The following is a 25,097-nucleotide window of genomic DNA, read 5'->3' as shown; positions in this document are numbered from 1 at the left end:
AGAAGTTTAGAAAAAGGTTTAGCGAAATACTTCGCTAAACCTTTTTTTTGTTTTTCAAACACCCTCCTATAAAATCCCTTAGACGGTTGTGGACTATGATCTGTTGACTTTTAACTACACAAAATCTTATAACTTTTCCACATAATTCCATAACACTTCCCGTCCTGAGTCTCCCTAAGTTTGTATTGTCAATCAAAGACAAAGAACTATGGCAGAATCAAATCAAGTAATACATAAAGAGACTTTCCCAGTAACTGGCATGACCTGCGCCGCTTGTGCATCCAGCGTGGAAACTATTTTGTCCTACACTGAAGGAGTAAAGTCCGCTCAGGTAAACTTTGCCAGTAATACAGTATTAGTAGAATACACAGACGAAATCAACCCGGAAGGCTTAAATGAAGCACTTACTGCAATTGGCTACGGGCTAATTACCGAGAAAGAGAATGTAGACGAAACGGTTTCAACCAATCAAAAAGAGCACTATGCCGAGCTAAAAAAACACACGATTGGTGCAGCTATTTTAACTCTTCCAATTTTTATCATTGGAATGTTTTTCATGCATTGGAAACCCGGAACATGGATTTCTTTGGCCTTGGCTATTCCAGTTCTTTCTGTTTTTGGAAGAAGATTCTTTATCAGCGCATGGAAGCAAGCCAAAAATAAAAGTGTCAATATGGACACACTTGTTGCTTTGAGTACTGGTATTGCATTTCTTTTCAGCTTTTTCAATACCGCTTTTCCAGAGTTTTGGTTAAACCGCGGTTTCAAACCTCATGTCTATTACGAGGCGGCAACGGTTATTATTACCTTCATTTTGTTTGGAAAAATGCTGGAGGAAAAAGCAAAGTCAAAAACTTCCTCGGCACTGAAAAACCTAATGGGTCTACAACCCAAGACTTTGAAAGCCTTGATTGATGGAGTTGAAAAAGAAATTCCCATTTCTGAAGTGCAAAAAGGTTTTGAAATCATCGTTCGTCCTGGGGAAAAAATACCTGTAGATGGAAAGGTAATTTCCGGAAATTCCTTTGTGAATGAAAGTATGATTAGTGGAGAACCTCTGGCTGTGGAGAAGTCTGAAAATGATAAGGTTTTTGCGGGCACTATCAATCAAAAGGGAAGCTTTCATTTCATAGCTGAGAAAGTTGGGAGTGAAACGCTACTTTCTCAAATCATCAAACGCGTACAGGAAGCTCAGGGAAGTAAGGCTCCAGTTCAGAAACTGGTAGATAAAATTGCTTCAATTTTTGTCCCTACAGTTATAGCAATTTCTATTCTGACCTTTGCAGTCTGGATGATCGTTGGTGGAGAAGATGCATTATCCCACGCGATTCTTAACTCAGTTGCAGTTTTGGTTATCGCATGTCCATGTGCTTTAGGTCTGGCCACTCCAACTGCCATCATGGTTGGAATCGGGAAAGGCGCTGAAAACAACATTCTAATTAAAGATGCGGAAAGCCTGGAAATTGCTCATAAAGTCAATGCAATCATCCTCGACAAAACCGGCACAATCACTGCCGGAAAACCAACTGTCTCCAATATTCGTTGGGAAACAGAAGAGTTAAAATCCAAATTTGCTCCTATCCTACTCGCGATTGAATCAAAGTCAGAGCATCCTTTGGCAGATGCAGTCAGTAAGAAATTGACAGAAGAAGGATTCAAAGCTGTGGAGATAAAAGACTTCCAAAGTCTAACTGGAAAAGGTGTAGAAGCAAAGGCAAATTCAGGCGAATCCTTTTATATCGGAAACTTAAATCTTATCCAATTGCATGGAATCAAAATAAATCCTGAATTGGAAACTGAAGCAGAAAAATGGAGTAATGAGGCCAAAACCGTGGTTTTCTTTGGTAATGAAGAATCTGTATTAGCAATAATTGCAATTTCTGATGAAATCAAACCTAGCTCAAAATCCGCAATTCAAAAGCTTAAAGAAAAAGGAATCGATGTATACATGCTTACCGGTGACAATCAACAGACTGCTACAGCTGTTGCCAAGCAAGTTGGTTTGACTGACTTCAAAGCTGAGGTGATGCCTTCTGACAAATCTGATTTCGTAAAAGAGCTTCAGGCCAAAGGCAAAATTGTAGCTATGGTTGGCGATGGAATCAACGATTCAGAGGCATTGGCTCAGGCAAATGTCAGCATAGCAATGGGGCACGGGTCAGATATTGCTATGGATGTAGCCAAAATGACCATCATTTCTTCAGACCTAGAGGTCATACCAAAAGCATTAAATTTATCCGATCTCACTGTGCGTGGAATAAAAGAAAACCTCTTTTGGGCATTCATTTACAACCTCATCGGGATCCCAATTGCAGCAGGAATTCTTTATCCAATCAATGGATTCTTACTCGATCCAATGATCGCAGGAGCAGCCATGGCTTTTAGTTCGGTGTCTGTAGTATTGAATAGCTTACGGTTGAAAGGGAAAAAAATATAGTTGTTGGAGTACTATGTCCAAAGTAGCAAGTACCAAAAATCATGGACAGAAAACTTTACACCCTTACCGCTATCAAACCTTCGAACTAATTTTCCAATATTTCCATTTTAAAATCTTACAATTCCATAAAAATGAAAACTCAAAAATTCAAAACCAACATCAACTGTGGCAACTGTCTCGCAAAGGTCACTCCTATTTTAAACGCTGAACCGAAGATCAATTCATGGTCAGTTGACTTACAAAGTGATGATAGAATTCTCACTGTAGAATCTGAAAATCTTACAGCTGATGACGTATTCAAGACAGTCTTAAAAGCCGGATTTATCGCAAAACCAGAATAATGCATTTTGGAGTTTATAATGATAGGCTAAACCGAATGGTTTCTTAAAGTTTCGAAACTGATAGTAAAAGGAGTATTAATTGGATACACCAGCTATTGCCTTTTCTACTTGATCTAAGAGATTAGTAAGAGGCTTTGATGAAATCACTAATGAAAGCTGATTCAGTAGTAATTTAAATTCTCTTCTTATCATTCGATCTTCCTTTCCATAATCCCAAATAGGACAAATCGCCCTTTCAAAAAGGTCATCAAAACTTAATTCATTTCGATAAATTTTAAATGGACCTCCCTTATCCGAAAGTACTGATGGAGGAAAGTGAACTGCTCTATATCCCAACAAATCTACTATGGCTCTAAAACTGATTATTGCTGTCCCAGGATCATTAATTCCCGGACTTAATGCTTTGAGAGCAATCTCAGAAAGTTGCCTAAATCCGTATTCATAATTCCGTTCTACTGACTCCTGATTACTGAGTATAATTCCCAATAAAGCCTCCTCCATTTGGTCATCCTCCAGCTTTCTACTACACTTGGCGATAGGCTGACCACGTAAGATATAAGTGCCAATGGGATGGACAGAAAGCATGCTACATTCATTTTCAGATAAGAATTTCAGCATTTCCTTATCGTCAAAACCTTCAAAAATTCCAGATTGGGAAGCTCTTACTATTGAATGAGCAGCAAAATCACGTTCTACACTATCTTCCAGAGATTCAATGCAAAAATGCTTCATTCCATCAAAAGTGGAAGTTTTAATCCGTTCAATAATGACGTCATATTTGACTGACTGCGTGATGTAATGAAGAAAATATATGAAAATGAAAATATCAATTACTGTGATTACAGTCAGCAAGAAAATGCTCAGCGAAGGAATCTGAAAAGCATCTTCAGTCTCTCTAATGGTACTGAAAAGAAAAAAAGTAAAAATGATAGTTCCGATATATATTCCAAGTACGATTTGCTGAAATCGGTTGCCTATGAGCTTGTCCAAAACCCGATTGCTCATCTGAGAAGCCGCCTGATTCAGCACAATCATCACCATGGAAAAGCTGAAAACAGTAAGCGAGATTATGCCTCCAGCTATAGCACCTAATATACTGCGGGCAGTGGAAGGATCTTTGATTGACAGCCATGGAATGTCCGATTTGATTTGCTGGCCAGTGTCAGTTAGATCAAAGGAAAAAATCAAAGCTGCAAGAACTAGAAAACCCAAGCTTATAAATCCAGGGATAAAGGCAATGCTTGAAACGAAAGTCTGATACTTAGAAATAAGCCAATGTCTTATTTTATCCATGTGTTTAAATTAGTAATAGCTGTTGAATTAATTCTAAAAAAGAAATGAATTTGAATCTGTGGATGTCGTGGCAAAGCAAACGAAAAAATTGCGCCTAAAAGGAAATAACTGTTTTTTTCTGCCGCTAAGAATGACTAATTATTTCATGAAAGTAAATAAATATGTTTCATTGAATTTAAAAATCCCTGAACTTCTTTTGATTCAATTTTCATCCTTAGCCACTATTTTCGAAATTCTATGAGGAATGAATACCTTTAATTCCTGAAAACTTATAAAAACTTCAACCAGCATAATGAAAGTCTTTCTCATTTTCTTTCTTTTCCTATTCACAGCACAGGCTTTTTCCCAACAGGCACCAATTCTCCCAATCGTGAAATCCAGTATAAAAGGAATAAATATCTACGGAAAAACAGTTGACAACCAAACCCGTTGCCAGCACTGGCATTCGGATCTTGATGTGATTGCCATCAAATTCAAATGCTGTGAGAAATATTACCCTTGCTTTTCCTGCCATGAAGAAGAATCTGATCACAAACCAGAAGTTTGGCCGAAAAATGAGTTTGATACAAAGGCGATTTTATGTGGAGTATGCGGGTCAGAATTGACCATCTCCGAATATCAAGCTAGCGGAAACACCTGTCCGAATTGCACGGCTGCTTTCAATCCCGGATGCAGCAAGCATTATCATCTTTACTTTGAAACTGACACAATTAAAAAGTGATTGGCTAAACCTCTCCAAGTATAATTCGTAACTTTAAACTGTTGAAAAAATTCATTTCCATAGCGCTATCCTTTCTGTTACTATTTTCCAGTATTGGTATAGCAAAAAGTTCTCATATCTGTATGGGTGAGGAAACTATGAATGAATTTGGCTTGGTCACCAAACATCTGAATTGCGGAATGGATAGTGAAATTTCCAAAATCCCTGAACATTCAGAACGAAGTTTTGACTCCACAGAATGTTGCCAAAATCAGTTTGAATTATTACAAAACGATGTGGAGCAAAGCCAAAAAGACGTTCAACTAACAGCTGCTTATCTTATTTTTATAACTGCATTTTCACAGTCTTTTATTTTCGGAGTTGGGCCCGTTCCTTCCGAAACCTTTCCCCGCAGCTTATCATCCCCACCCCTGATAAAACAGGACTTTACTATTCTGTATCAGACATTCTTGATTTAATCTTTTTTTGATCATCAGGTCTTAGACCTTGATCAAGCTGGGTGCCTAGTCGCACAGCTTAACTTCTGTTTTCACCTTACAGGATATAATTATTTCAATTCAAGTTCCCACTTGAAAAAACGTAAAAATCAACTTCTTATGAAAAGTAACAGCTACGTGAAATTCGCAGCGATGATGACCGTTTCCTTTGTCATCATGTACGCAGTAATGTTTTTAAACGCGGATATATTCGAGCATGTCATGCTCAGCACCACCAGAACCTACATGACCATTTTAATGGTCGCCCCTATGGCCATTTCCATGATACTTTTTATGTGGAAAATGTACGAGAATAAAAAAATCAATTACATCATCCTGACTAGTGCCGTAATCATCTTTATAGGTACACTGGCAATGCTGAGAAACCAAACTTTAATAGCTGATGTGCAATGGATGAAAGCGATGATTCCCCATCACTCTTCGGCCATAATGGTAAGTCAAAAAGCGCATCTTGCAGATCCAGAAGCTCAGAAACTTGCGGAAGATATCATTAAAGCGCAAAAGGAGGAAATCGCGCAGATGCAGGAAATGATCAAGAGATTAGAAGCGAAAAACTAAGATGATGAACATCAAACTATACTCATATATTGGAACATTCCTGCTCTTTATTTCAATTTTTGGAAGCGTACACTCTACCAAAGCAGAACAGATCCCGACGGATACAGCTACCTATACGCTGACATTAAAAAAAGACATGATGTCAAAAGCAGGAAAATCAGTGCCTGCGATGACTGTAAATGGGGGAATTCCGGGACCAACACTCACTTTTCAGGAAGGTGGCTATGCGGTAATCTATGTAAAAAACGAAATGGACGTTGAGACATCTGTTCATTGGCATGGAATACTATTGCCTAATTTCTATGACGGTGTTCCCTATTTGACTACACCTCCAATCATGCCTGGGGAAACACAGAAGTATGAGTTTCCGCTAAAGCAGGCAGGGACGTACTGGTATCATTCTCACACCATGCTTCAGGAGCAAAGTGGAGTTTATGGATCCATTGTAATTGAGCCGAAAGAAAATACCTTGGATTATGATGACGATTTGGTCATTCTGCTTTCCGATTGGACCAATCAAAAGCCCATGAATGTGATGAGGAATCTTAAGCGAGGTAACGAATGGTACAATATCAAAAAAGGAACAGCAACCCCATTAAATCAAGTGATTCGCAGAGGAGGATTTGGAGCGCAGCTGAACTTCTGGAAACAGAGGATGGAAGGTGCTGACATCGCTGATATTTATTACAATGCCTTTCTAAATAATGGCCAGGAAACGACTGAATATCCTGAGTTTAAACCTGGGGAAAAGGTCCGGGTTCGATTTATCAACGGTGCTGCTTCTTCACAATTTTGGTTGACCTTTGGAGGAAATGATCCTTTACTGGTAGCAGCGGATGGACTTGATGTGGAGCCTATCGAGCACAACAAAACCTTCATAGCGATTGCTGAAACATACGATTTTATAGTCACCATTCCTGATTCCGGTAAAATAGAAATAAGAGCCACTGTTCAAGATGGATCAGGCCAAACATCTACCTACTTGGGAACTGGAGAAGTACTTGCTGCCCCAAACGTAATGCGTCCCGACAAAATAGGTATGATGATGGAAATGGCTGAAATGGATATGAAGATGGGAGCCCCAGCTATGAAGTATAAGCCATCTGAAGAAGAACCAAAAGAAATGATGGACAAGTGGGGAATGAAGATGGATCATGACATGAATATGGATGAGATGGACCATTCGAAAATGGATCATACTGAAACGGAAATGGATCACTCTAAAATGGATCATTCTAAAATGAAAATGGAGGAGAAAAGCGCTGCAGATTCATCGGGTAAAAACACTATGGAAGGTATGGATCATTCCAAAATGGACCATAGTCAACCTATGGATCAGCCTATGGAAATGGAAGCTTCTATGGATCAAATGCCGGGAATGGACATGTTTGCTGAGTATAATTACGATTATCTGAAATCTCCCGAAAAAACCAGCTTTCCCGAAAATGAACCGGTCAATGAAGTTCTCCTGAATCTTACTGGGAATATGTGGAGATACATCTGGAGCATGAACGGGGTACCGCTCACTGAAGCGGACAAGATCAAGATCGAAGGAGGAAAGGTGACCCGAATCACATTGAATAACTTAACGATGATGCACCATCCCATGCACCTGCATGGTCATTTTTTCAGAGTGATCAATGACAAAGGTGAGTATTCCCCACTAAAGCATACGGTGAATGTACCACCGATGCAGAAAATTACCATAGAGTTCGAAGGGACAGAAGATGGCGATTGGTTTTTTCACTGTCACGTGCTGTATCATATGATGGGAGGAATGGCGCGAATATTCTCCTATGAGACCCCTAGAGATCCAAGGTTGAAAAATTTCCCACTCAAAAAACTCATCAATGAAAGTGATGAATATTTCAATTGGGGTACTGCCGAAATTGCTTCCCACATGACAGAGCTTAATTTGGTTTCATCCAATATTAGAAATCAGTTTAATTTGAATCTGGAATATGGATACAATCAGAATTTTGAAGGAGAAGTTACCTACGAACGTTATCTATATGACTATTTCAGGGTTTTCGCTGGTGTAAATGTAGAAAATGAGTTACCTGAGAGTTTGGATGAGATTAATACAACTGCGATAGTTGGGATTCGATTCCTTACTCCTTATTTGTTCAATCTGGACGTAAGACTGGACCACAAACTTCGTCCTGAATTTCGGATTGATAGGGAGATCATGATTTTCCCGAAGACAAGCATTTTCGGAAGTTATGAGTATCAAATGGATTTTGGATGGACTGATTCCCTTCCAGAATCTGGCGCAAACTCTAACTACCGCGGCGAAACCACGTGGTCAGCCGGTGTGGAATACATATTCTCAAGAAACTTCTCAGTGATGGGAAGCTATGACAACCGTTTTGGTGCCGGGGGTGGATTGACAATCTTATTCTAATTTTATAATTCAGAACCATAAACATCATATAAAATCAATTCTTAAATCAAATGAAAAACCTAAGAACTCCTTTTGCACTTTGTTTAGTCACTGCTCTATCGCTTGCCTGCTCAAGTAAATCGACTGAGGATCAGTCTAACCAAAATGCAGCTGAGAATTATGAAATTCAAGAAGCCACTCCAGTCGAAACTCCTCAAAGCAACATTTCCACTATCGCTTTTAAGGATGAATCAACTACCCAAATCTTCAACTCCTACTTAGCTTTGAAAGATGCTTTGGTAGAAACTGATGGTGAAAAAGTGAATGAGGAAGCAAAGAAGCTAAACCTATTACTAGCTGATGAAAAATACAATTCCATTAATTCTGATGTGCAGAAAATCATGGAAACCACTGATCCGAAAATTCAACGCGAATCCTTCGAAAGTCTTTCAGAGCAAATGATTTTATTGGCTAAAAGTAGTGAGCTAATTTCAGGAAACTTGTTCCTTCAGCATTGCCCAATGGCAAATGGAAACAAAGGAGCTAATTGGTTGAGTCTTTCTGAAGAAATCAGGAATCCATATTTCGGAGACAGAATGCTGAAATGTGGTTCTGTAACGGGGAAGATTTGATATTTCAGGGAATGTATGGGCGAAAGATTTTTCGCCCATCTTTTTTCATAAAAATGATCTAATAGCAAACATAATTGCAAAGAAGTAAGCTAACAAAAAAGTCCGCTCTCTGCGAAATCCTCTGTGCCCTTAGCGGTTAAAAGCTAATCTGAAACAGTAAATCTCACTCCCAAAAACCCTCGTACCCCCTGATTTGGTGCAAATACATAAGTTGGATCAAAGGTTAAGGCATTAGGATTATTTGGTGTCGGGACGACAGAACCATTCGGTGCAAACACTACATCTTTATCAAACGGATCAAAAGCCCGGGCAATACTATTATTCGGAGGAGTGAAGTTCAATAGGTTTTTAACTCCACCGTAAATCTCCCATTTCTTTCCAAGCGATTTGGTTAGTTGAATATTCTGAATGCTGTACCAAGGAGAAAAATCTGGTCTATCGTCTAAAGGTCCTAACAATGGCAAACGCATAGGGCTATATACATTTCCCGTATAATCCATAGTCAAACCCAATCTAAAGAATTCATAACCGACCGACCAAACACCAGAAAATCGCTCGGTAAGCAACTGTCTCGTTCTGACTCCTTCTTCCACAATGCTCACGTCCATGAGCGTTCCCCCAGTTGTGATTGTCAGCCCATTTGCCCAGGCAAGATCCATGTTCAGTGAAACTCCTTTTGATACCGCTGATCCATCCAGATTTGAATAAATTATCTGATTTGGATTCGTCTTATAGTCCGGGACAATTCGATTGGTGAAATAGGTATAAAAAGCTGATCCATCCATGCCAATAAAAGTCCCGTTATCTGAGTATATTTTTTTTACCAGGTTGGCATTTACATTCCAACTTTGCTCAGGCTTCAGTTCTTCTGTAAAGATAACCTCCCGAGCTCCGGTAAGCGCCGCATGATCCTCCGTGAATACATTTGCGACACGAAAGCCATTTCCCGCAGAAAGCCTAAAAACTGTGCTTTTGTCATCCGAGGACAATTTGTAATTCACCCGTGGAGAAAAAATAGAGCCATGAATAGAGTTGTAATCGTAACGTACTCCCAAAAGCAAACTTTGATTTGAAGTCAATTTGATTTCATCCTGAAGAAATGCACCCGGCAGGTGAATAACAGAAGGCTCATTACTATCTGAAATCAGATCAGAAGTTGCAGTGGTATTGTCATCATAAAACGTATAGCGATAAGCCAATCCAAGTAATAGACCGTGCCGCTCAGCTGCTTTTGACCATGTCAATTGTCCAAAACCTATGTATTGGTCAGCTTTAAATACAGTAGTTCCATAAACCGAGTTTTGATTGTGACCATTTACTGAGAACTGGAAATTCAAGGACTCTGAAGTTGGCAATTGCCATGTCCCAAAAGTTTCCCAACGACTAGTATAAATACTCTCTCCATAAACCTCATCTCCTCCCCGATTGGCACTACTCCAGCCCATCTGTCCACCCCAGCGATCCTCATACACATATCTTCCAGCCATGGTAAAAAGCCTATTGGCAGGTCTTTGAACATTGATTTTCTGGAAAAAAGATATTCGTTTAGAAAGGGTAACATCCGTAAATCCATCTTCATTTTTGTCGATAGGATTATCGTAGTAAAAAGCATTTACTCCTGTCAGGGACTGAATATTTTTTCCCCAATTTGATCTCATACCTAAGTCCAGATTCATTTCAGCCCACCCCGTCCCAAAGAAATCCGCAGAAACCAGGGGAGCTAATTCAGGTTTTTTGGTGATTACGTTAATCAGACCTCCAACAGCCTCCGAACCATATAGTGTGGAAGCAGGGCCTTTCACTACTTCTACTCTATCGATCAAAGCCTGAGGAATTCCAGTCAAGCCATAAACAGTAGCCAACCCACTCACTATCGGCATACCATCGATCAATACCATAGTATAAGGGCCTTCCAAACCATTGATATGAATATCTCCTGTGTTGCAAACATTACAATTAATCTGGGGCCGGACGCCATTTACGTTCTGCAAGGATTCAAATACTGAAGGTGTGGGATTTGCTTTGAAAAAGTTAGCTGAATACACTTCTACCGGTACTGGACTATCCAATTTAGATACTTCCTGCATGGTGCCGCTGACAACCACCTCATCCAATCCCCCATCCATTTCTTTTAAAATAAACACGAGTGAGGAGGTTTTTGAATTAGGGATTTTGATTACCTGCTGTGCCGTCTGAAAACCTACCATGGAAGCCTGAACGATGAAATTTCCAGTTTCAGGAATATTTATAGAAAAGCTTCCCGATGAATCTGTCACCGCCCCAATTGATAAGCCTTTCACGTAAACATTAGCAAATTCTACAGGCTCACCTTCAAACAGGACAGTGCCTTTGAGTAAATAATTTTGTGCAACTGAATCCAAAGAAAGCAGAGAAGTGATTAATAAAAAGATGTATTTATACTTCATAAACTGGCAGTTAATCTAGAATTAGATACGACAAATTTACATTGTTAGACTTATCTAACAAAATTGTTTTAAAAAATAATTCAGCATATTTGAATACTAAAGCAATAGAACATGGCATCACAAACTGAAGAGAACTATCTGAAATCCCTTTTTAATTTGGCAAATGATAATAATGAGGTCAATATCTCGGAACTAGCAGCCCAAATGCAAGTTAGCATGCCAACTGTAAACAGTATGGTGAAAACTCTTCAGAAAAATGGTTGGTTAATTTATGAAAAGTATAAGCCGGTTACTTTAACACAAAAGGGTAAAAAAGAAGCTGCTCTTATCATTCGAAAACATCGGTTGACTGAAATGTTTTTGGTAAATAAAATGGGTTTTGGATGGGAGGAAGTACACGAGATTGCTGAGCAGGTGGAGCATATACATGCACCAAAATTCTTTGAGCGAATGGATGAAATGATGGGATTCCCGACCATAGATCCACATGGATCTCCTATTCCCGATAAGCAAGGGAGAATTCAGGAGATCAATTACATCCCTCTGAGCAAGTGTACCAAAGGACAGCAAGTAAAACTGGCTGCTTTGACTAATTCATCCACCCACTTTCTGGAATTCCTGAATAGCAGAGACCTTCAATTAGGTACTGAACTCACAATCAAGTCCGTAGAGTCATATGATCAGAGTATGGTAGTTTCCTATCAAGATCATGATTCAGAAACTTTAAGCGAAAAGGTTTCGGAAAGACTTTTGGTTAAGGTTATTGGATAATTAATCTATTATAATTGATTCATTACTCAAAAATAAAGTCAGCTGATTCAGGTGCCATTGAACTCCATTTGATCGGTGATTCTTCCACTTTTTCCAATAAGCAAAACTTTATAGTGTTACCTACATCCTTCCTTTGGTCAAATATTTGGTACATTCTAGTCAAACCAATTTTTAAACCATGATCATTGACGTACATACCCATATTAATAATTACCATGAAGACCGGGTCGTTTCCCTGGAAGACTGCCTCAATAAATTGACTCACACAATGGAAGAAAATGAAGTGGATTATTCGCTCGTTCTCACTTCTTACAAAGTCAACGAACACCGGCCAAGTACACAAAAGGTGGTGGAGGCTATTGCAAACAGGAAAAACTTAGGAGTGGTCGCGGGAATTAGTTACTTGAACTACAATCATCACGACTTAAGGGAAATTGCCGAATACCTGGAATCCGGTTTGATCAAGGGGTTAAAACTTTATCCTGGATATGAACCGTTTTATCCTAATGATACACGCATGAAAGTGGTCTATGATATGGCTATCGAGTATGATGTTCCTGTTATGTTTCACTCGGGAGACACCTATGCGCCCACAGGGCGTGTAAAATATTCCCATCCTATTCACCATGATGATTTGGCGGTGGACTATCCGGAATTGAAAATTGTGATCTGTCATGTAGGTAACCCTTGGATCAAAGATTGCATGGAAGTCACGTACAAAAACAAAAATGTACATGCTGATTTTTCAGGACTTGTATTGGGAGATTTTTCAGAAAAGTTTGAGCGCTGGATGAAAAATGAACTCGAGCAAATGATCACATACGCTGGAAACCCAAAGTATCTTCTGTATGGTACAGATTGGCCTATTTCTTCGATGAAATCCTACCTGAATTTTATGAAGAACTTGGATTTACCTCAGGAAAAGAAGGAGTTAATCCTCTGGAAAAACGCTGCCGACTTATTCAAAATTGATGTGAATAACATCAAGTAGAATTGCAAATTGCTTTGGGTTCTTCTAGGTGACTTCTGGAAAAATTCAATTCTACTTCGAGTATGCAGACTTAAACTCAAAGAAATTCAGCCTCCAGACTTCCATACCTAATATTAATTAAAGCGAATTTCAACAAAAGAATTTCGATTTCTCCTATCCTGATAACCGAGACTTGTATGTCCCATTCCGCGAAGATCCCGGATAAAGAAAAAACCACCTGCCGAGAACTCAACAGGTGGTTTTTTAATACAATAAAGCCCCGTTTTAACGGACCTCTTTTTTATAATCAGTTACTAGGTGTTTAATAAAAAATTCCATCATTCTGTCTCTGTTCAAAGCCGTGTGACCTCCGTCAGGTGCAACCTGTACTTCGATGCTTTTTCCAGCATCCTGGAAAGCTTTGATCAGCATTAATGAATTGGATGGATGAACATTGTTATCAGCAGTTCCAAAGAAAATCAGCAATTCACCCTGAAGTTGATCTGCTTTGTTCATCAAGCTGAATCTATTATAACCCTCCTCATTGTTATCCAACGTGCTCATGAATCGCTCAGTGTAAATATTATCATACAATCTCCAGTCGGTTACCGATGAATTGGCCACTGCAGCATGGACTAACTCCGGGAATCTAAGCAGCATAGAAACGGCCGTTGTTCCTCCGTAAGACGTTCCATAAACTCCTACTCTATCTTTATCGAAATACGGTCTGTCATGAAGCGATTTGATGCCTTCAGCAAAATCATCCATTTCCACCAAACCCAGGTTTCCATACAACTGATCAAGCAATTCCTTTCCACGACCTCTTACGTTTCTTCCATCAATATTTAATACCAAGAAACCATATTCTGTCAAGGGATCCGGAAGTGTAAAATTCTCCCTGAATGCGTTGGTAGCAGGTCCACCATAGTTACTTAGGATCACTGGATATTTTTTGGTTGAGTCAAAATCAGAAGGATAATGAATCATGCCATGAAGTTCAGTCACTCCGTCTTTGGAAGTAAAGGTGAATACCTCCACTTTTTTCAAACCTAATTCTTCGAACTTACTCATATCGCTTTTTGCCAATTCAGCCACTACTTTTCCTTTGGCATCCAGTAAATTCGTAAATGGAGGAATGTCGTGAGTCTGTGCAACATCCACGAAATGTTTTCCGTCAGGAGAAATCGTTACAGAATGATTTAAAGACGGATCTGTCAAGCGAGTATCTTTCTTTCCATCCAATTGCACACGGTGAAGCTGCATTAACATGTGGTTTTCACCACTACGAGCCATATAGTAAAGCATTTTGGCATCCTCGTCTACCTTAACAATATTGGATACTTCGAAAGGATGGGAAGTGATCGCATTGACGAGTGTACCGTCAAAGTTGTACAGGTAATAATTATTAAAACCGGATCTTTCGGAAGCCCAGATGAAATGCTCACCATCCGCCAGGACTTCCATTTCCGGAGAATTCTCTACGAAACTTGGAAGCCATTCTTCGCGGATTACAGTTCTGCTTTTTCCTGTTTCAGGATTTGCCGCACGAAGTTCAAGAATATTCTGGCGTCTATTGGTACTGTGGAAAAGCAATTCTTCTCCATCAGGAGTCCAGGACACGTCATAAATATAAGTTCCCAAATCACCGTCACTGTATGGCTTTCCATCTCTGATATCCAGCTCAGTCACTTTTTTGGTAGCCACATCGTAGACCATCAGATCAACAGGGAGATTTGGTTCCCCTACTTTAGGATACGCTTCGATCTCAAGGGAATCATATAAACTCAGTTGATCCAAAAGCACATAATACTTTTTCACATCCTTCTCCACAAATTTGTAGAAGGCAATCTTGCTACCGTCCGGAGACCACCACATCGCCGTGTTTTGTCCCAGTTCTTCACCGTACACCCATGTAGCAATGCCATATTTCACCTGATTTTCCTCGTTACCATCAGTAGTGATCTCGACCACATTACTTCCATCAGCATTGCTTAGGTACATATTGCGATCCTTGGTATACGCTTTATACTTTCCGTCAGGAGACTCCGCTGAGTCAAACTGTCGACCGCGTGCAGGACGATTCCAAGCTCTTCGCTCAGGTGCCGGTGCATCTCCTATCTCAGTTACTTTTTTGGTCTTTAATGAATAAGACTGAAGTTTTCCGTCTTCCTCATATTCAAAGGATTTGCCGTCCTCAGCCCATTTTACGTTGAGGCTTCCTGGTTTTACTGCTGATCGAAGTTGAGGAGCTATAGTCTGATATTGCTCATAGCCAGGCATGCTTTTTAGCTTGTCCTGAGCCTGCGAAACAGAAATGGTTGTAGCCAAAGCTGCCGCCATCGTGAGGAGGAGCTTATTATTCATATACTATTTGGGTTAGATTTATTCGAGTTGCGATGATACTATTTTTAGCTGTAAAAAGCAGGGAAAAATACATGTAAGGCAATTAAACCCTCATTCAATAAGGTATATTTTCACCTTCTCCCGGAAAAATAGAATTATTGATGAAATCCACATCATCAAGAAATCACCTATAAAAATGCATCACATCTACCCTATTCCTAATTCTTAACTACTTTTTTTTGTATCACCCGGAAGTCCAGGATTTTCTTCAAGTTCTTTTATAGTCCAATATTCACTTCTGTCTTTGTAGGCTTCTCTTACATTCCCTACTACCCCTCTCCAGACTGTTCCAGAACTATTCAGCTCTGCCCGGATGTAGCTTAGGATATCTGAAATTTCCTCATTGTTATATTGGGCGACAGGTGCCATAGGCCCATTATATGTCTTTCCATCTACCGGACCTGTCAATCCATGCAATAAAATTTTGGTAGTCGTGATTACGTCTCCCTGCACTCGGGGAGAACCAACAAGTGACGGAGCTAACTGATCTTTTCCCTTTCCGTCTGCGCCATGGCAAGCAGAGCAAAAATCCTGGAATATCTTATACCCATTTGTAATCTGTATTGCACCTTCTCCTTTGAGTTTATGCTTTTCTTTTAAAGCTTCTAATTCATCAAAGGAAGGATTAAGGTTTTCTGCTGTTGTCAGTCGTAGAACTTCATTCTCAGCGTGATTATCGCTTATATACCTCACCATTTCCTGTGTGACGTCGTTGTCTTGTCTAGCACTCAAGACTAACTGCTGTAGCACTTCTGGATGTTCGTCAGTCTTTAATTCATCAAGAGCTTTTAAAATATCGGGATCTCCAGATTCCAAATAAGGTTCAGAAATCCGGATAGCAGCAACTCTTACTCTGTAATCCTCATCTTTCATAGCTTCCAGAAGGATCTCTTTATCTGCTGCATGCATGCCATCCAATGTCCAAAGTGCATGTAGCCTCTCTATGCCATAATTCAGCTTTGGATTGAAAAGCTTTCTTAAAAAATTTTCATTCCCCAATACAATATCTTTCAGAGTCTGTACTACGTATTGGTCATTTTTGATGACGAGCAATTTCTGCGCATTCATTCTCCACCAGCCATTCGGATGCCCTAGGTAATTAATAAGTTCCTTTGATGACTTTTCTAATAATCTAGGTTTTTCCCCGAGAGACATTTCTTCCTGATAAACCCGGTAGATTCTTCCTCTTTGGTAAAACTTATCATAGCCCCGCTCATCAACTATTCCTCTCAGATAACTTCCCTTGCCTACCCAAGTTCCTTCCTGGATTATCCCCCGGTACATATCTGCAATGTAAAGACTCCCATCAGGTCCGGTTGCAGTGAAAACGGGACGGAATAATGGATCGGTAGATGCCAAAAATTCAGTTTGTTCGTATTTATTTTCCAAGACTATTTTTCCGTCCACATGATTGACTTTTGCTCGTCTGATCAATCTTCCTACTGGTTCAGGAATAAATAAATCCCCATAGGCGCCTGGCATTTTATCTCCCAGATATACTTCCTGTCCAGAAACTCCAGTAAAGCGATTTAATGTATTGTCCTCAGGCCTCATTCTCTTCGATCCTCCTTGGGCATCAGGGTTGCCTACTATTGGCCATGGTTCCATAAAGCTCTCCTCGTATTTCCCTTTCAATTCCATTGGCCCATATTTTGGATGCTGTTGAAATCCCAGCGCCGGAACTTCAGCTCCTGCTCTGGAGAAAAACAGGCGCCCTACTTCGTCCTGTGTAAGCCCATACTGTCCGGGAAGAGGTGAAGAAAGTGTGTCTCTTATGATTTTGTCCCCTTCGAATTTATACCTAAAAGGCTTATTCGAAACATACATCCAGTTATCAATGCTCCAAAGTAAATTCGCATCCTGGTGCTCTAAATTTCTGTTGTCTCGAACAGTGTCCTCAAGCAAGAGTATTTTTTCATCAGCAACTCCATCTCCATTGGTATCTCTATAGCTATAAAGATTTCGGTTGTATGTCTCTCCTATAATGACGCGATCATCCAAAGGCAGAATAATCCTTGGAAGAACCAGACTATCCAAAAAAACTGAACTTTTATCCATCACACCATCTCCGTCGGTGTCATCCAGCAGCATTACCTTACTCCATGGCTCATTTTCATCCGTCGCATCAGCATCCTGCATGTAGGTATTCATTTGAGCCACATACATTCTCCCGTTGCCATCCCAAGCGAATGCAATGGGTTCAGCAATCATAGGTTCACTAGCTACTAGTTCTACTTTATATCCTTTAGGAACATGAATCCTGTCCCTCGAATCTTCGGGAGATAGAACTTTGAGTTCTGGATTGGCATCTATTTCGGGCTTCTCATAAATCTCATCCAAATAGACTTTATCGGAATTTTGGCAGGCATAAAAAATTAAAGAAAGCCCGAGCAGGTAGAGCAGTTTTTTCATCAGGATATTTTGGGTTTCAGGTATGGGTAATTAACCTATATCGTAAAACTTAGATTAATCACCTTCCAATATAAGATACTTTCAAACGTATTAAAAAGTCTTCTTAGGTCACATTCCTTGAAATGGAAGGATTTTTTTTTAGTGGTAAAAAATAAATATTTACTGACTTTTCCGCTTAGCCATAATTGAATTTCCCTCCTCACTAAATCTGCATATATTGGTTTGACAAATTTAAAAACCCGCAATAATCTAATTTATGGAATATAGAAAGTTAGGAAACACTGGATTGGACTTATCAATCCTTGGATTTGGAGCGTCACCTATGGGTGATGTTTTCAACGTTTCTGACGAAAAAGACGGATATCGTGCTGTCCACTATGCAATTGATCATGGTGTGAATTTTTTCGATGTTTCTCCCTTTTATGGCGTTACTCTAGCGGAAAAGCGACTGGGAAACGCACTCGAAGGAAAGCGCGATCAAGTTATTTTGGCTACAAAATGTGGGCGCTACGATTTACAGGAATTTGATTTTTCTGAAAAGCGCATCTTGAAAAGTGTGGACGAATCACTCTCCAGGTTAAAAACAGATTACGTCGATCTACTGCAATTACATGACATAGAGTTTGTAGACAAAGAGCAAATTCTAAATGAAGCCTGGCCGACTTTGATCAAACTCAAAGAATCCGGCAAAGCCCGATTTATAGGAATTACAGGTTTACCAGTTAACTATCTCGCAGAAATTACTAGAATTATAGCTGTAGATACAGTCTTGTCATGGGCACATTACAATTTGCTGGAAGATGAAATCAACCGCGAATTAGTACCACTTTCTAAAGAAAAAGGCTTTGGCTTGATGAATGCTGCTCCGCTAATGCAAAGAATACTTTCAGATGCACCGCTGCCTGAATGGCATAGATCTCCGCAAGCAATGAAGGATATGCAATCGCAGTTACTTTCTCTATGTGCTCAATATGGAGTGAAGCTCAGTGATGTGGCCATTCGTTATGCATTAGATCATCCCGATATTACTACCACAATTGTTGGGATGTGTGATCTGGACACCATCACCCAAAACGTAAGTGTACTTGATTTCCGAATTCCTGATGGGCTTTTAGAAGAAATCGAAACACTCGTCGCTCCTGTCAAAAACCAAATGTGGTACGAAGGAAAGACGGAGAATAATATTTAAGAAAAAAGACGGAGGACGGAAGACGGAAGTGGCGCTTATTCTCATTTTGCTACAAATAGAAGCATAAGCGACATAGAATCTGGTAAACTCTAGTGATGTGCTACTTCGGTCATCCGTCATCGGTCTTCCAGCCAGATAAGCAACGAAATAATCTTAATGGCATATTGAAAACTAACAAGCATCAATTAAACCTAAACCTCATGAAAGCATTAGTACTTACAGATATCGGAAAAACAGAACTACGGGAAGTAGCAAAACCCACCCCAAAGGCTGGACAAGTTCTCCTAAAAGTTGGAATGGTTGGCTTTTGCGGAGGAGATTTGAATTCTTACCGAGGCCTTTTTCCGCTACAGGAATATCCAAATGTTTTAGGCCATGAGGTTGGTGGAACCATCGAAGAACTGGGCGATGATGTGACTGAAAGCATAAAAGTCGGAATGAAAGTGACGGTTTATCCTTACTTGAATTGCGGAAAATGTATCGCTTGCCGCAAGGGTGCTAGAAATGCCTGCAAGGAAAATAAAACCATGGGCGTCCGCCGTCCAGGTGCCATGTGTAGATACATTGCTTTGCCTTGGCAAGATGTATTTCCTTCGGAAAAATTGTCCTTACGTGAGCTAGCTTTGGCTGAGCCATTAACTGTTGGCTTTCACTCCGTAAATCGTGCAAAGGTTACAGCTCAGGATCGCGTGGCAGTTATCGGATGCGGAATAGTAGGTTTAGGAGCTGTGGCATCTGCTGTCAATAAAGGCGCGGAAGTAATCGCAATTGATCTGGACGACGCCAAGCTAGCGATAGCAAAGAAAATCGGTGTAAAACATACCATCAATCCAAAGAAAGTAGACCTACATCAAACGCTCCAGGATATGACAACTAATGATGGTCCTGACGTGATCATCGAAGCGGTGGGAAGTCCCATTACCTACCGACAGGCTGTAGAAGAAGTTGCTTTTACTGGCAGAGTTGTCTGCATTGGCTATGCAAAAGCACCCGTGGAATTCAATACTTCCCTATTCGTTCAAAAAGAAATAGAAATTTTTGGTTCGAGAAACTGTACCACCGAATTCCCTGAAGTTATCAGCTATTTGGAACAAGGAAAATTCCCAGTGGATGAAGTAATCAGCAAAGTGGTGACCATCGACGAGTCTGAAAAAGCACTTGCAGATTGGGCGTTAGACCAGCAAGGGATAATTAAAATAATGATTGATTTTGACAAATAATAAAATGATAAAATCCTGCGTAACGATTGCCTTAGTACCACAAATCAAAACTGGACCTTGGATATTTTGGGAGGATCTCGAAGCTGGAATGGAAAAAGCGTCCAAACTTGGATTCGATGCAATTGAACTTTTCACTGCTTCTGCTGATGCAATTGAGAACCCAAAACTTCAAGAGTTACTGAAAAAACACAACCTTGAACTTGCTGCTGTTGGGACTGGTGCCGGAAAGGTAATTCATGGCTTAACTCTGACTGACCCGAATTCAGAAATTAGAGAAAAAGCCGTTTCCTTCATCTCAGATATGATTGACTTCGGAGCAGCTTTCGGAGCTCCAGCAATTATTGGCTCAATGCAGGGAAATATACTTCCTGGAAATGACCGGGAAGAAACCATGTCCTGGTTGGCTGAAGGTTTGAATCAATTGGGAAAGCATGCCGAATCAAGAGGAGTTACACTGATCTACGAACCATTAAACCGCTACGAAACCAACTTGCTTAACACAATTGAAGCTGGTTCTAAATTCCTGGACAGTTTGGAAACCAAATCTGTAAAACTTCTGGCTGATTTATTTCACATGAATATTGAAGAAGGAAACTTGGAAGAAAGCATCCTGAATTGGGGCAAATACATTGGACATGTTCACTTTGCAGATAGCAATAGAAGACCTATGGGTTTTGGTCACACATCTATGAAGGAAATAGCCGAGGCACTGCAAACAGTTAAATACAGTGGCTATGCTTCGGCAGAAGCTTTCCCCTACCCTAATCCTGATGCTGCTGCAGAGCAGACGATAGAGGAGTTCAGTAAATGGTTTGGATGATTTGAGATTTTGGAACCTCCATCCTACAAATTAAAAAATAGAATGAACTATAAATCAGCCTTTTTCACTATAACGAGGAGTTTGATTCCAAATAATTCAAGATGACCTTAACAAAGCCTTGATTTCAGTTTCAATCTCTAATCTCCTTTCTCAAATCTCTTAATTCGAGATTTTTGAACCTTATGTCTTATATCTAAAGTCTTGATACTATAAAGAAATGAAACGTTTCGCACTTACACTTGACCTCATCGATAATGAGGAATCCATCAAAGAATACGAGCAGCATCATGCTCCCGGCGCAGCTTGGCCAGAAGTGACCCAGCACGACATAGATGCTGGAATCCTCAATATTGAGATTTTCCGTACGGGAAACCGCATGTTTATGCTGCTGGAAACAGTGGATGAATTTGACTTTGAAGAAAAAGCCAAGTTTGATGCTACCAACCCTAAAATCGCTGAATGGGAGGCTTTCATGTGGAAATATCAGCAGCCTATTCCATGGGCGAAACCCGGAGAAAAGTGGGTGCTGATGAATAGAATATTCAAATCTGGCGCGTAATTAACAATTATTGATTAGCTGATTTCTCATTTTGTAGCCATTTTGCTGATTCACAAACTTTTATCCATATGAAAAAGCACTCTTTTTTATTCTCCTTGGTTTTGCTTAGTTCAACTTTGCTCTTTGGCCAAAACACGATGAATCCTCCAAAAGGATATGATCATGATACAGGAATAATGGTTTCTATGCTAGAAAACCTCAGAGCCAGAATTATTAATAGTACTCAGGAACTCAATCAAGAACAGACCGATTTCCTCTTAGATGATAAAGCCAACCGAATCGGAGCAATGATTATGCACTTAGCCGCTACCGAAGTTTACTATCAAGCTTACACATTTGAAGGACGAGGTTTTAATGAGGAGGAAAAAGAGAAATGGGAAACTGCTCTGAACCTAGGCAATAAGGCACGTGCAGAATTTGTTGGAAAACCAATTCAATACTACTTGGACGTATGGGCACAGGTTCGCCAAAAAACCTTGGAAACTCTTAAAGAGAAAGACGATAAATGGTTTGGGAAGCTTGCAAAAGGAGGACAGACAGATAATCATTGGGCTTGGTTTCATGTGATGGAACATCAGGCTAATCACATGGGCCAAATTAATATGCTCAGAAGTAGATTGCCTGAATAAGGTCTCCTTACTTCACCATTATCTCAAATGTCTTTTCAAAGGCCAAACCGTCTTTTGTCAATCCCTCAACTCTCAGATTCATTCGCTTGAGATTTTGAGGGATTTTCACTTTAAAGGAATAAATGCCCTTGTCTGTTTCGGCATTTGCATTCCAATACAGCGTAGGTCTGATTTCCAGTGCTTGATCACTTTCATAGCTATCAGGAAAAGGTATCTCGGGTGAAAAGCCACGGATTTTAAACTGTTGAAATTCGGAAGAGTTAAAAGCAGTTTTTTCAGAAGATTCAAGCCTGTTTCCTTTTTTGGTGGTGATCATAATCACTCCTCCAAATCCCGCCATTCCAAATGAAGTTGCATTAAAAGTGTAAACCTTTATTGACTCCAATTCTGGTAGTATAAAGGAGCTAATCATTCTATCAAACTGCTCATTATCCAAGAAAGGATACTGAGCTCCATCAATTATCAACAAGGGATTTGATGCCTTTATTCCAAAATTATAATTACCGATACTTTTGCCACCTCTTTTAAGACCTAAATAACCTGCTAAAGCTTCGGGGGAGATTGTTGACAGTTTATCCCCACTAAGCTCGCGATCGGGTGGTCCATACCCATAGTTCTGTTCTTCCTTCGTTTCCATTTTCGCATCCTCCCTCACAAACTCCTCCAATAGCACAAAATCCCCGATAACATCAAAACTACCTGCATCCCTACTCCTCAAATAAGTCTCGTATCTAAGTTTTGGAAAAGATCCCTTAAAAAGCGGTTTGCTCTTTTCATTTAAAGTTACAGATCCATAGTGTTTTTGCTTTAAATCAAGCGCCGCAATAGAGATAGTCGCAGTATCTGTGAAATACAGTCCTGTAGCACGGAAATATCCTGAGGAATCAGTGTTCACTATACCATAATCAGCCAGATCGTCCCTTACTATCGTGATTGGATTGACGAATGGATCACGCTTCTTTTCTCTGGTGAATTTGCCTGCTACGGTAATCCCATACTCGATTTGGTGATTGCCAATTTCAAAGTTTTCGCGAACCTGCATTTCATCCAGCCATTCCATTTCATTGATGATTGTGCTAGAATTTGCTACCGTCGATACCAAGTCAGCATCTGTCAGAGACGCAACAAACTGAACATCAATGAACTCTTCCGTTTCATCTACAAAGGACAATTCAATTTCCATTTCCTTGGAAGAATCCCCATAGTAAGTAGAGTCAGATAAATTTATCGTTAGATCTTCAAAAAGGTCCGGATTATTGATTGGGACAGCAGAGATGTTTTCTTGCTTTTTCAAAATGGGAAAGGGACGCAGATAAATATCCTTATTAGGATAATTACGCATCCATTCCGTATAACCTCTCAAAAAATAATCTCCCGATTCGAGCTCATTCGGGACAACAAAAGCACCTGATATCTTCCCCTCATCGATAAGAAAGGCATCTGATTGGATGACTTCCAAGTTTTTGTCCATGAGATCTACATAGAGCACTCTGCTTAAAGTATCCGACATTATGGAATTCTGATAGAGCATCTTCCCACTTAACCAGACAGTTTCTCCAGGATAATAATATGGCTTGTTGGTGTTGAAATAAGGCTTCTCTCTAAGATTATTCCAGCGATTGAATTTACTCTCGGTATAATCAACTTCAGCCAGATATTTTTCAAAATTCTCGGAAGGCACAAAATCATGAGGCAAGAATCTACCCATTCTCTGTCTGCCCATATATCCGGACAATACAACTTGGGAAGGCACAACAGGAATACCATTTCGATCAATATCGAAATACCCTAAGGGCGCTGAAATCCAGCTGATAGGATAATAAATATCTGAATAATAGTCATTTCTCCATACTTTCCCCCTGTAATGTATTTCTGCATCAAAAGGCCATATAACCCTATAATTACCATTTGGCAAAGGTATTCTCTGAATAGAATCTGCATTAACATGCTTTATGGATTGGTCCAACTCCAAATTATAAACATTCGTACGAGGTCGAATTAAATTGGTAGGCAGCATCTGGAAAATCTCAAAATCTTCGTGCGAAACTCTGTTTAACAGAATTGATTTCAATAAATGTCTAACAGAGCCTACGTATGTGGTCTCCTTATTGGCATCTATTGTGGCTATTTCGGCTGAATCTATCAGAACTTGTGGCTTGAAAAACACAAAACCAACATAACTAGACCGGTTTTTATAAAAACGGTAGTCTTTCAGATAGTAAGTGACATCATAGCCTAAAGCGTCATTCACCAGTTGCAAAGGTTCCTGAGTAGTCGCATGGACATAGTTTGGGCCCTTTTCGTCCTTTACTGTTTCGAAATCCAAAACCCAAGGATTCTTAATGTCGAGCTTAGAAACAAATGGATCATCGGGCAAAGCCAAAAAAACTTCTTTAAAGCGACGAAGATCACGCTCCCATTTCTTATCTCTCCTGCTTTTCAATTGCACTTCGGTAAGAACAGATTCCAGCGGATCCAATTCGAAATGCACAGTCATAGAGCCTTTGATATTCAAGGTCTTGGTAGCTGTCACAAATCCAACAAAGGATGCGACAAGCTCCACGTTTCTAGGTAGATCTCCTGAGATCAGGAAGTTACCTTTTTCATTGGTAGTGCTCCCCAATGTCGTATTATTGATAAAAACATTGGCAAAAGGCATTGCCTCGCCAGTTTTTGCATTTTTTACTGTTCCTGAAATGGTCTGACAATAAACCGAAAAGCTAAAAGAGTATACAGCAAGCAAAAAGCACAGTAATCTAGCTGCGAATGAAGTCATTAGGTTAAAATTGGGTTACTTCAGTAAGTTAAAATTTTTGGACAAAAAATAAGTATCCCT

General features: G+C 39.9%; 19 protein-coding genes. 14 read left to right on the top strand and 5 right to left on the bottom strand.

Going from position 1 to position 25,097, the window contains the following annotated elements; all coding sequences use genetic code 11:
* Nucleotides 1-208 precede the first annotated feature (208 nt).
* Nucleotides 209-2,437, top strand: a complete 2,229-nt coding sequence (locus AACZ73_RS07580) for a heavy metal translocating P-type ATPase (RefSeq protein ID WP_339876845.1) — start codon at nucleotides 209-211, stop codon at nucleotides 2,435-2,437.
* A gap of 131 nt (nucleotides 2,438-2,568) precedes the next feature.
* Nucleotides 2,569-2,778, top strand: a complete 210-nt coding sequence (locus tag AACZ73_RS07575) for a heavy-metal-associated domain-containing protein (RefSeq protein ID WP_339876843.1) — start codon at nucleotides 2,569-2,571, stop codon at nucleotides 2,776-2,778.
* Nucleotides 2,779-2,853: 75 nt separating this feature from the next.
* Here the strand turns inward: AACZ73_RS07575 and AACZ73_RS07570 are convergent, their stop codons facing one another.
* A complete protein-coding gene (locus tag AACZ73_RS07570; protein ID WP_339876842.1) occupies nucleotides 2,854-4,071 on the bottom strand; it encodes a DUF2254 domain-containing protein in 1,218 nt (405 codons plus the stop codon).
* 292 nt (nucleotides 4,072-4,363) lie between these two features.
* Here AACZ73_RS07570 and AACZ73_RS07565 point away from each other — a divergent pair, with 292 nt between their 5' ends.
* The 5 genes from AACZ73_RS07565 (at nucleotide 4,364) to AACZ73_RS07545 (ending at nucleotide 8,862) form a co-directional block, all read left to right on the top strand.
* Nucleotides 4,364-4,792, top strand: a complete 429-nt coding sequence (locus AACZ73_RS07565) for a CHY zinc finger protein (protein WP_339876841.1) — start codon at nucleotides 4,364-4,366, stop codon at nucleotides 4,790-4,792.
* 41 nt (nucleotides 4,793-4,833) lie between these two features.
* The gene (locus tag AACZ73_RS07560) at nucleotides 4,834-5,250 is read left to right on the top strand and encodes a hypothetical protein (RefSeq protein WP_339876839.1); all 417 of its coding nucleotides are present in this window, start codon (nucleotides 4,834-4,836) and stop codon (nucleotides 5,248-5,250) included.
* A gap of 138 nt (nucleotides 5,251-5,388) precedes the next feature.
* Nucleotides 5,389-5,847 (top strand): DUF305 domain-containing protein, encoded by a 459-nt coding sequence (locus AACZ73_RS07555; RefSeq protein ID WP_339876837.1) that lies wholly within the window; start codon nucleotides 5,389-5,391, stop codon nucleotides 5,845-5,847.
* 4 nt (nucleotides 5,848-5,851) lie between these two features.
* Complete coding sequence (locus tag AACZ73_RS07550) at nucleotides 5,852-8,251, top strand: multicopper oxidase domain-containing protein (RefSeq protein ID WP_339876835.1); 2,400 nt, start codon at nucleotides 5,852-5,854, stop codon at nucleotides 8,249-8,251.
* Between the two features lie 50 nt (nucleotides 8,252-8,301).
* Nucleotides 8,302-8,862, top strand: a complete 561-nt coding sequence (locus AACZ73_RS07545) for a DUF3347 domain-containing protein (protein WP_339876834.1) — start codon at nucleotides 8,302-8,304, stop codon at nucleotides 8,860-8,862.
* A 143-nt stretch (nucleotides 8,863-9,005) separates the two neighbouring features.
* Here the strand turns inward: AACZ73_RS07545 and AACZ73_RS07540 are convergent, their stop codons facing one another.
* Nucleotides 9,006-11,288: a TonB-dependent receptor gene (locus AACZ73_RS07540; RefSeq protein WP_339876832.1), complete on the bottom strand. Its 2,283-nt coding sequence runs from the start codon at nucleotides 11,286-11,288 to the stop codon at nucleotides 9,006-9,008.
* A 111-nt stretch (nucleotides 11,289-11,399) separates the two neighbouring features.
* On the opposite strand from AACZ73_RS07540, the gene AACZ73_RS07535 reads away from it, so the two are divergent.
* Nucleotides 11,400-12,059: a metal-dependent transcriptional regulator gene (locus AACZ73_RS07535; RefSeq protein WP_339876830.1), complete on the top strand. Its 660-nt coding sequence runs from the start codon at nucleotides 11,400-11,402 to the stop codon at nucleotides 12,057-12,059.
* Between the two features lie 178 nt (nucleotides 12,060-12,237).
* A complete protein-coding gene (locus AACZ73_RS07530) occupies nucleotides 12,238-13,050 on the top strand; it encodes an amidohydrolase family protein (protein ID WP_339876829.1) in 813 nt (270 codons plus the stop codon).
* 264 nt (nucleotides 13,051-13,314) lie between these two features.
* Here the strand turns inward: AACZ73_RS07530 and AACZ73_RS07525 are convergent, their stop codons facing one another.
* Nucleotides 13,315-15,393: a DPP IV N-terminal domain-containing protein gene (locus tag AACZ73_RS07525; protein WP_339876827.1), complete on the bottom strand. Its 2,079-nt coding sequence runs from the start codon at nucleotides 15,391-15,393 to the stop codon at nucleotides 13,315-13,317.
* A 204-nt stretch (nucleotides 15,394-15,597) separates the two neighbouring features.
* On the bottom strand, nucleotides 15,598-17,844 hold the full coding sequence (locus AACZ73_RS07520) for a c-type cytochrome (RefSeq protein ID WP_339876825.1): 2,247 nt from the start codon (nucleotides 17,842-17,844) through the stop codon (nucleotides 15,598-15,600).
* Nucleotides 17,845-18,100: 256 nt separating this feature from the next.
* On the opposite strand from AACZ73_RS07520, the gene AACZ73_RS07515 reads away from it, so the two are divergent.
* The 5 genes from AACZ73_RS07515 (at nucleotide 18,101) to AACZ73_RS07495 (ending at nucleotide 22,261) form a co-directional block, all read left to right on the top strand.
* Entirely contained in the window at nucleotides 18,101-19,033 is a 933-nt protein-coding gene (locus AACZ73_RS07515; RefSeq protein WP_339876823.1) for an aldo/keto reductase, read from the top strand.
* Between the two features lie 200 nt (nucleotides 19,034-19,233).
* Entirely contained in the window at nucleotides 19,234-20,253 is a 1,020-nt protein-coding gene (locus tag AACZ73_RS07510) for a zinc-binding alcohol dehydrogenase family protein (RefSeq protein ID WP_339876822.1), read from the top strand.
* A 4-nt stretch (nucleotides 20,254-20,257) separates the two neighbouring features.
* Nucleotides 20,258-21,073, top strand: a complete 816-nt coding sequence (locus AACZ73_RS07505; RefSeq protein ID WP_339876821.1) for a sugar phosphate isomerase/epimerase family protein — start codon at nucleotides 20,258-20,260, stop codon at nucleotides 21,071-21,073.
* Between the two features lie 217 nt (nucleotides 21,074-21,290).
* Nucleotides 21,291-21,632: an L-rhamnose mutarotase gene (locus AACZ73_RS07500; protein WP_339876819.1), complete on the top strand. Its 342-nt coding sequence runs from the start codon at nucleotides 21,291-21,293 to the stop codon at nucleotides 21,630-21,632.
* 68 nt (nucleotides 21,633-21,700) lie between these two features.
* Entirely contained in the window at nucleotides 21,701-22,261 is a 561-nt protein-coding gene (locus AACZ73_RS07495; RefSeq protein ID WP_339876817.1) for a DUF664 domain-containing protein, read from the top strand.
* A gap of 7 nt (nucleotides 22,262-22,268) precedes the next feature.
* On the opposite strand, the gene AACZ73_RS07490 is transcribed toward AACZ73_RS07495, so the two are convergent.
* On the bottom strand, nucleotides 22,269-25,037 hold the full coding sequence (locus tag AACZ73_RS07490) for a carboxypeptidase-like regulatory domain-containing protein (protein ID WP_339876815.1): 2,769 nt from the start codon (nucleotides 25,035-25,037) through the stop codon (nucleotides 22,269-22,271).
* Nucleotides 25,038-25,097 lie beyond the last annotated feature (60 nt).

The organism is uncultured Algoriphagus sp. (assembly GCF_963974835.1).
In the GTDB taxonomy this organism is placed as follows: domain Bacteria; phylum Bacteroidota; class Bacteroidia; order Cytophagales; family Cyclobacteriaceae; genus Algoriphagus.
The sequence above is the reverse complement of the archived record's forward strand: the minus strand, read 5'-3'. Positions and strand labels throughout refer to the sequence as shown.

Coding starts and splice junctions, on each gene's coding strand:
- AACZ73_RS07555 (WP_339876837.1), top strand. CDS start 5,389: ATGAAAAGTAACAGCTACGTGAAATTCGCAGCGATGATGACCGTTTCC.
- AACZ73_RS07565 (WP_339876841.1), top strand. CDS start 4,364: ATGAAAGTCTTTCTCATTTTCTTTCTTTTCCTATTCACAGCACAGGCT.
- AACZ73_RS07570 (WP_339876842.1), bottom strand. CDS start 4,071: ATGGATAAAATAAGACATTGGCTTATTTCTAAGTATCAGACTTTCGTT.
- AACZ73_RS07580 (WP_339876845.1), top strand. CDS start 209: ATGGCAGAATCAAATCAAGTAATACATAAAGAGACTTTCCCAGTAACT.
- AACZ73_RS07550 (WP_339876835.1), top strand. CDS start 5,852: ATGAACATCAAACTATACTCATATATTGGAACATTCCTGCTCTTTATT.
- AACZ73_RS07515 (WP_339876823.1), top strand. CDS start 18,101: ATGGAATATAGAAAGTTAGGAAACACTGGATTGGACTTATCAATCCTT.
- AACZ73_RS07500 (WP_339876819.1), top strand. CDS start 21,291: ATGAAACGTTTCGCACTTACACTTGACCTCATCGATAATGAGGAATCC.
- AACZ73_RS07540 (WP_339876832.1), bottom strand. CDS start 11,288: ATGAAGTATAAATACATCTTTTTATTAATCACTTCTCTGCTTTCTTTG.
- AACZ73_RS07490 (WP_339876815.1), bottom strand. CDS start 25,037: ATGACTTCATTCGCAGCTAGATTACTGTGCTTTTTGCTTGCTGTATAC.
- AACZ73_RS07575 (WP_339876843.1), top strand. CDS start 2,569: ATGAAAACTCAAAAATTCAAAACCAACATCAACTGTGGCAACTGTCTC.
- AACZ73_RS07535 (WP_339876830.1), top strand. CDS start 11,400: ATGGCATCACAAACTGAAGAGAACTATCTGAAATCCCTTTTTAATTTG.
- AACZ73_RS07495 (WP_339876817.1), top strand. CDS start 21,701: ATGAAAAAGCACTCTTTTTTATTCTCCTTGGTTTTGCTTAGTTCAACT.
- AACZ73_RS07520 (WP_339876825.1), bottom strand. CDS start 17,844: ATGAAAAAACTGCTCTACCTGCTCGGGCTTTCTTTAATTTTTTATGCC.
- AACZ73_RS07545 (WP_339876834.1), top strand. CDS start 8,302: ATGAAAAACCTAAGAACTCCTTTTGCACTTTGTTTAGTCACTGCTCTA.
- AACZ73_RS07505 (WP_339876821.1), top strand. CDS start 20,258: ATGATAAAATCCTGCGTAACGATTGCCTTAGTACCACAAATCAAAACT.
- AACZ73_RS07530 (WP_339876829.1), top strand. CDS start 12,238: ATGATCATTGACGTACATACCCATATTAATAATTACCATGAAGACCGG.
- AACZ73_RS07525 (WP_339876827.1), bottom strand. CDS start 15,393: ATGAATAATAAGCTCCTCCTCACGATGGCGGCAGCTTTGGCTACAACC.
- AACZ73_RS07510 (WP_339876822.1), top strand. CDS start 19,234: ATGAAAGCATTAGTACTTACAGATATCGGAAAAACAGAACTACGGGAA.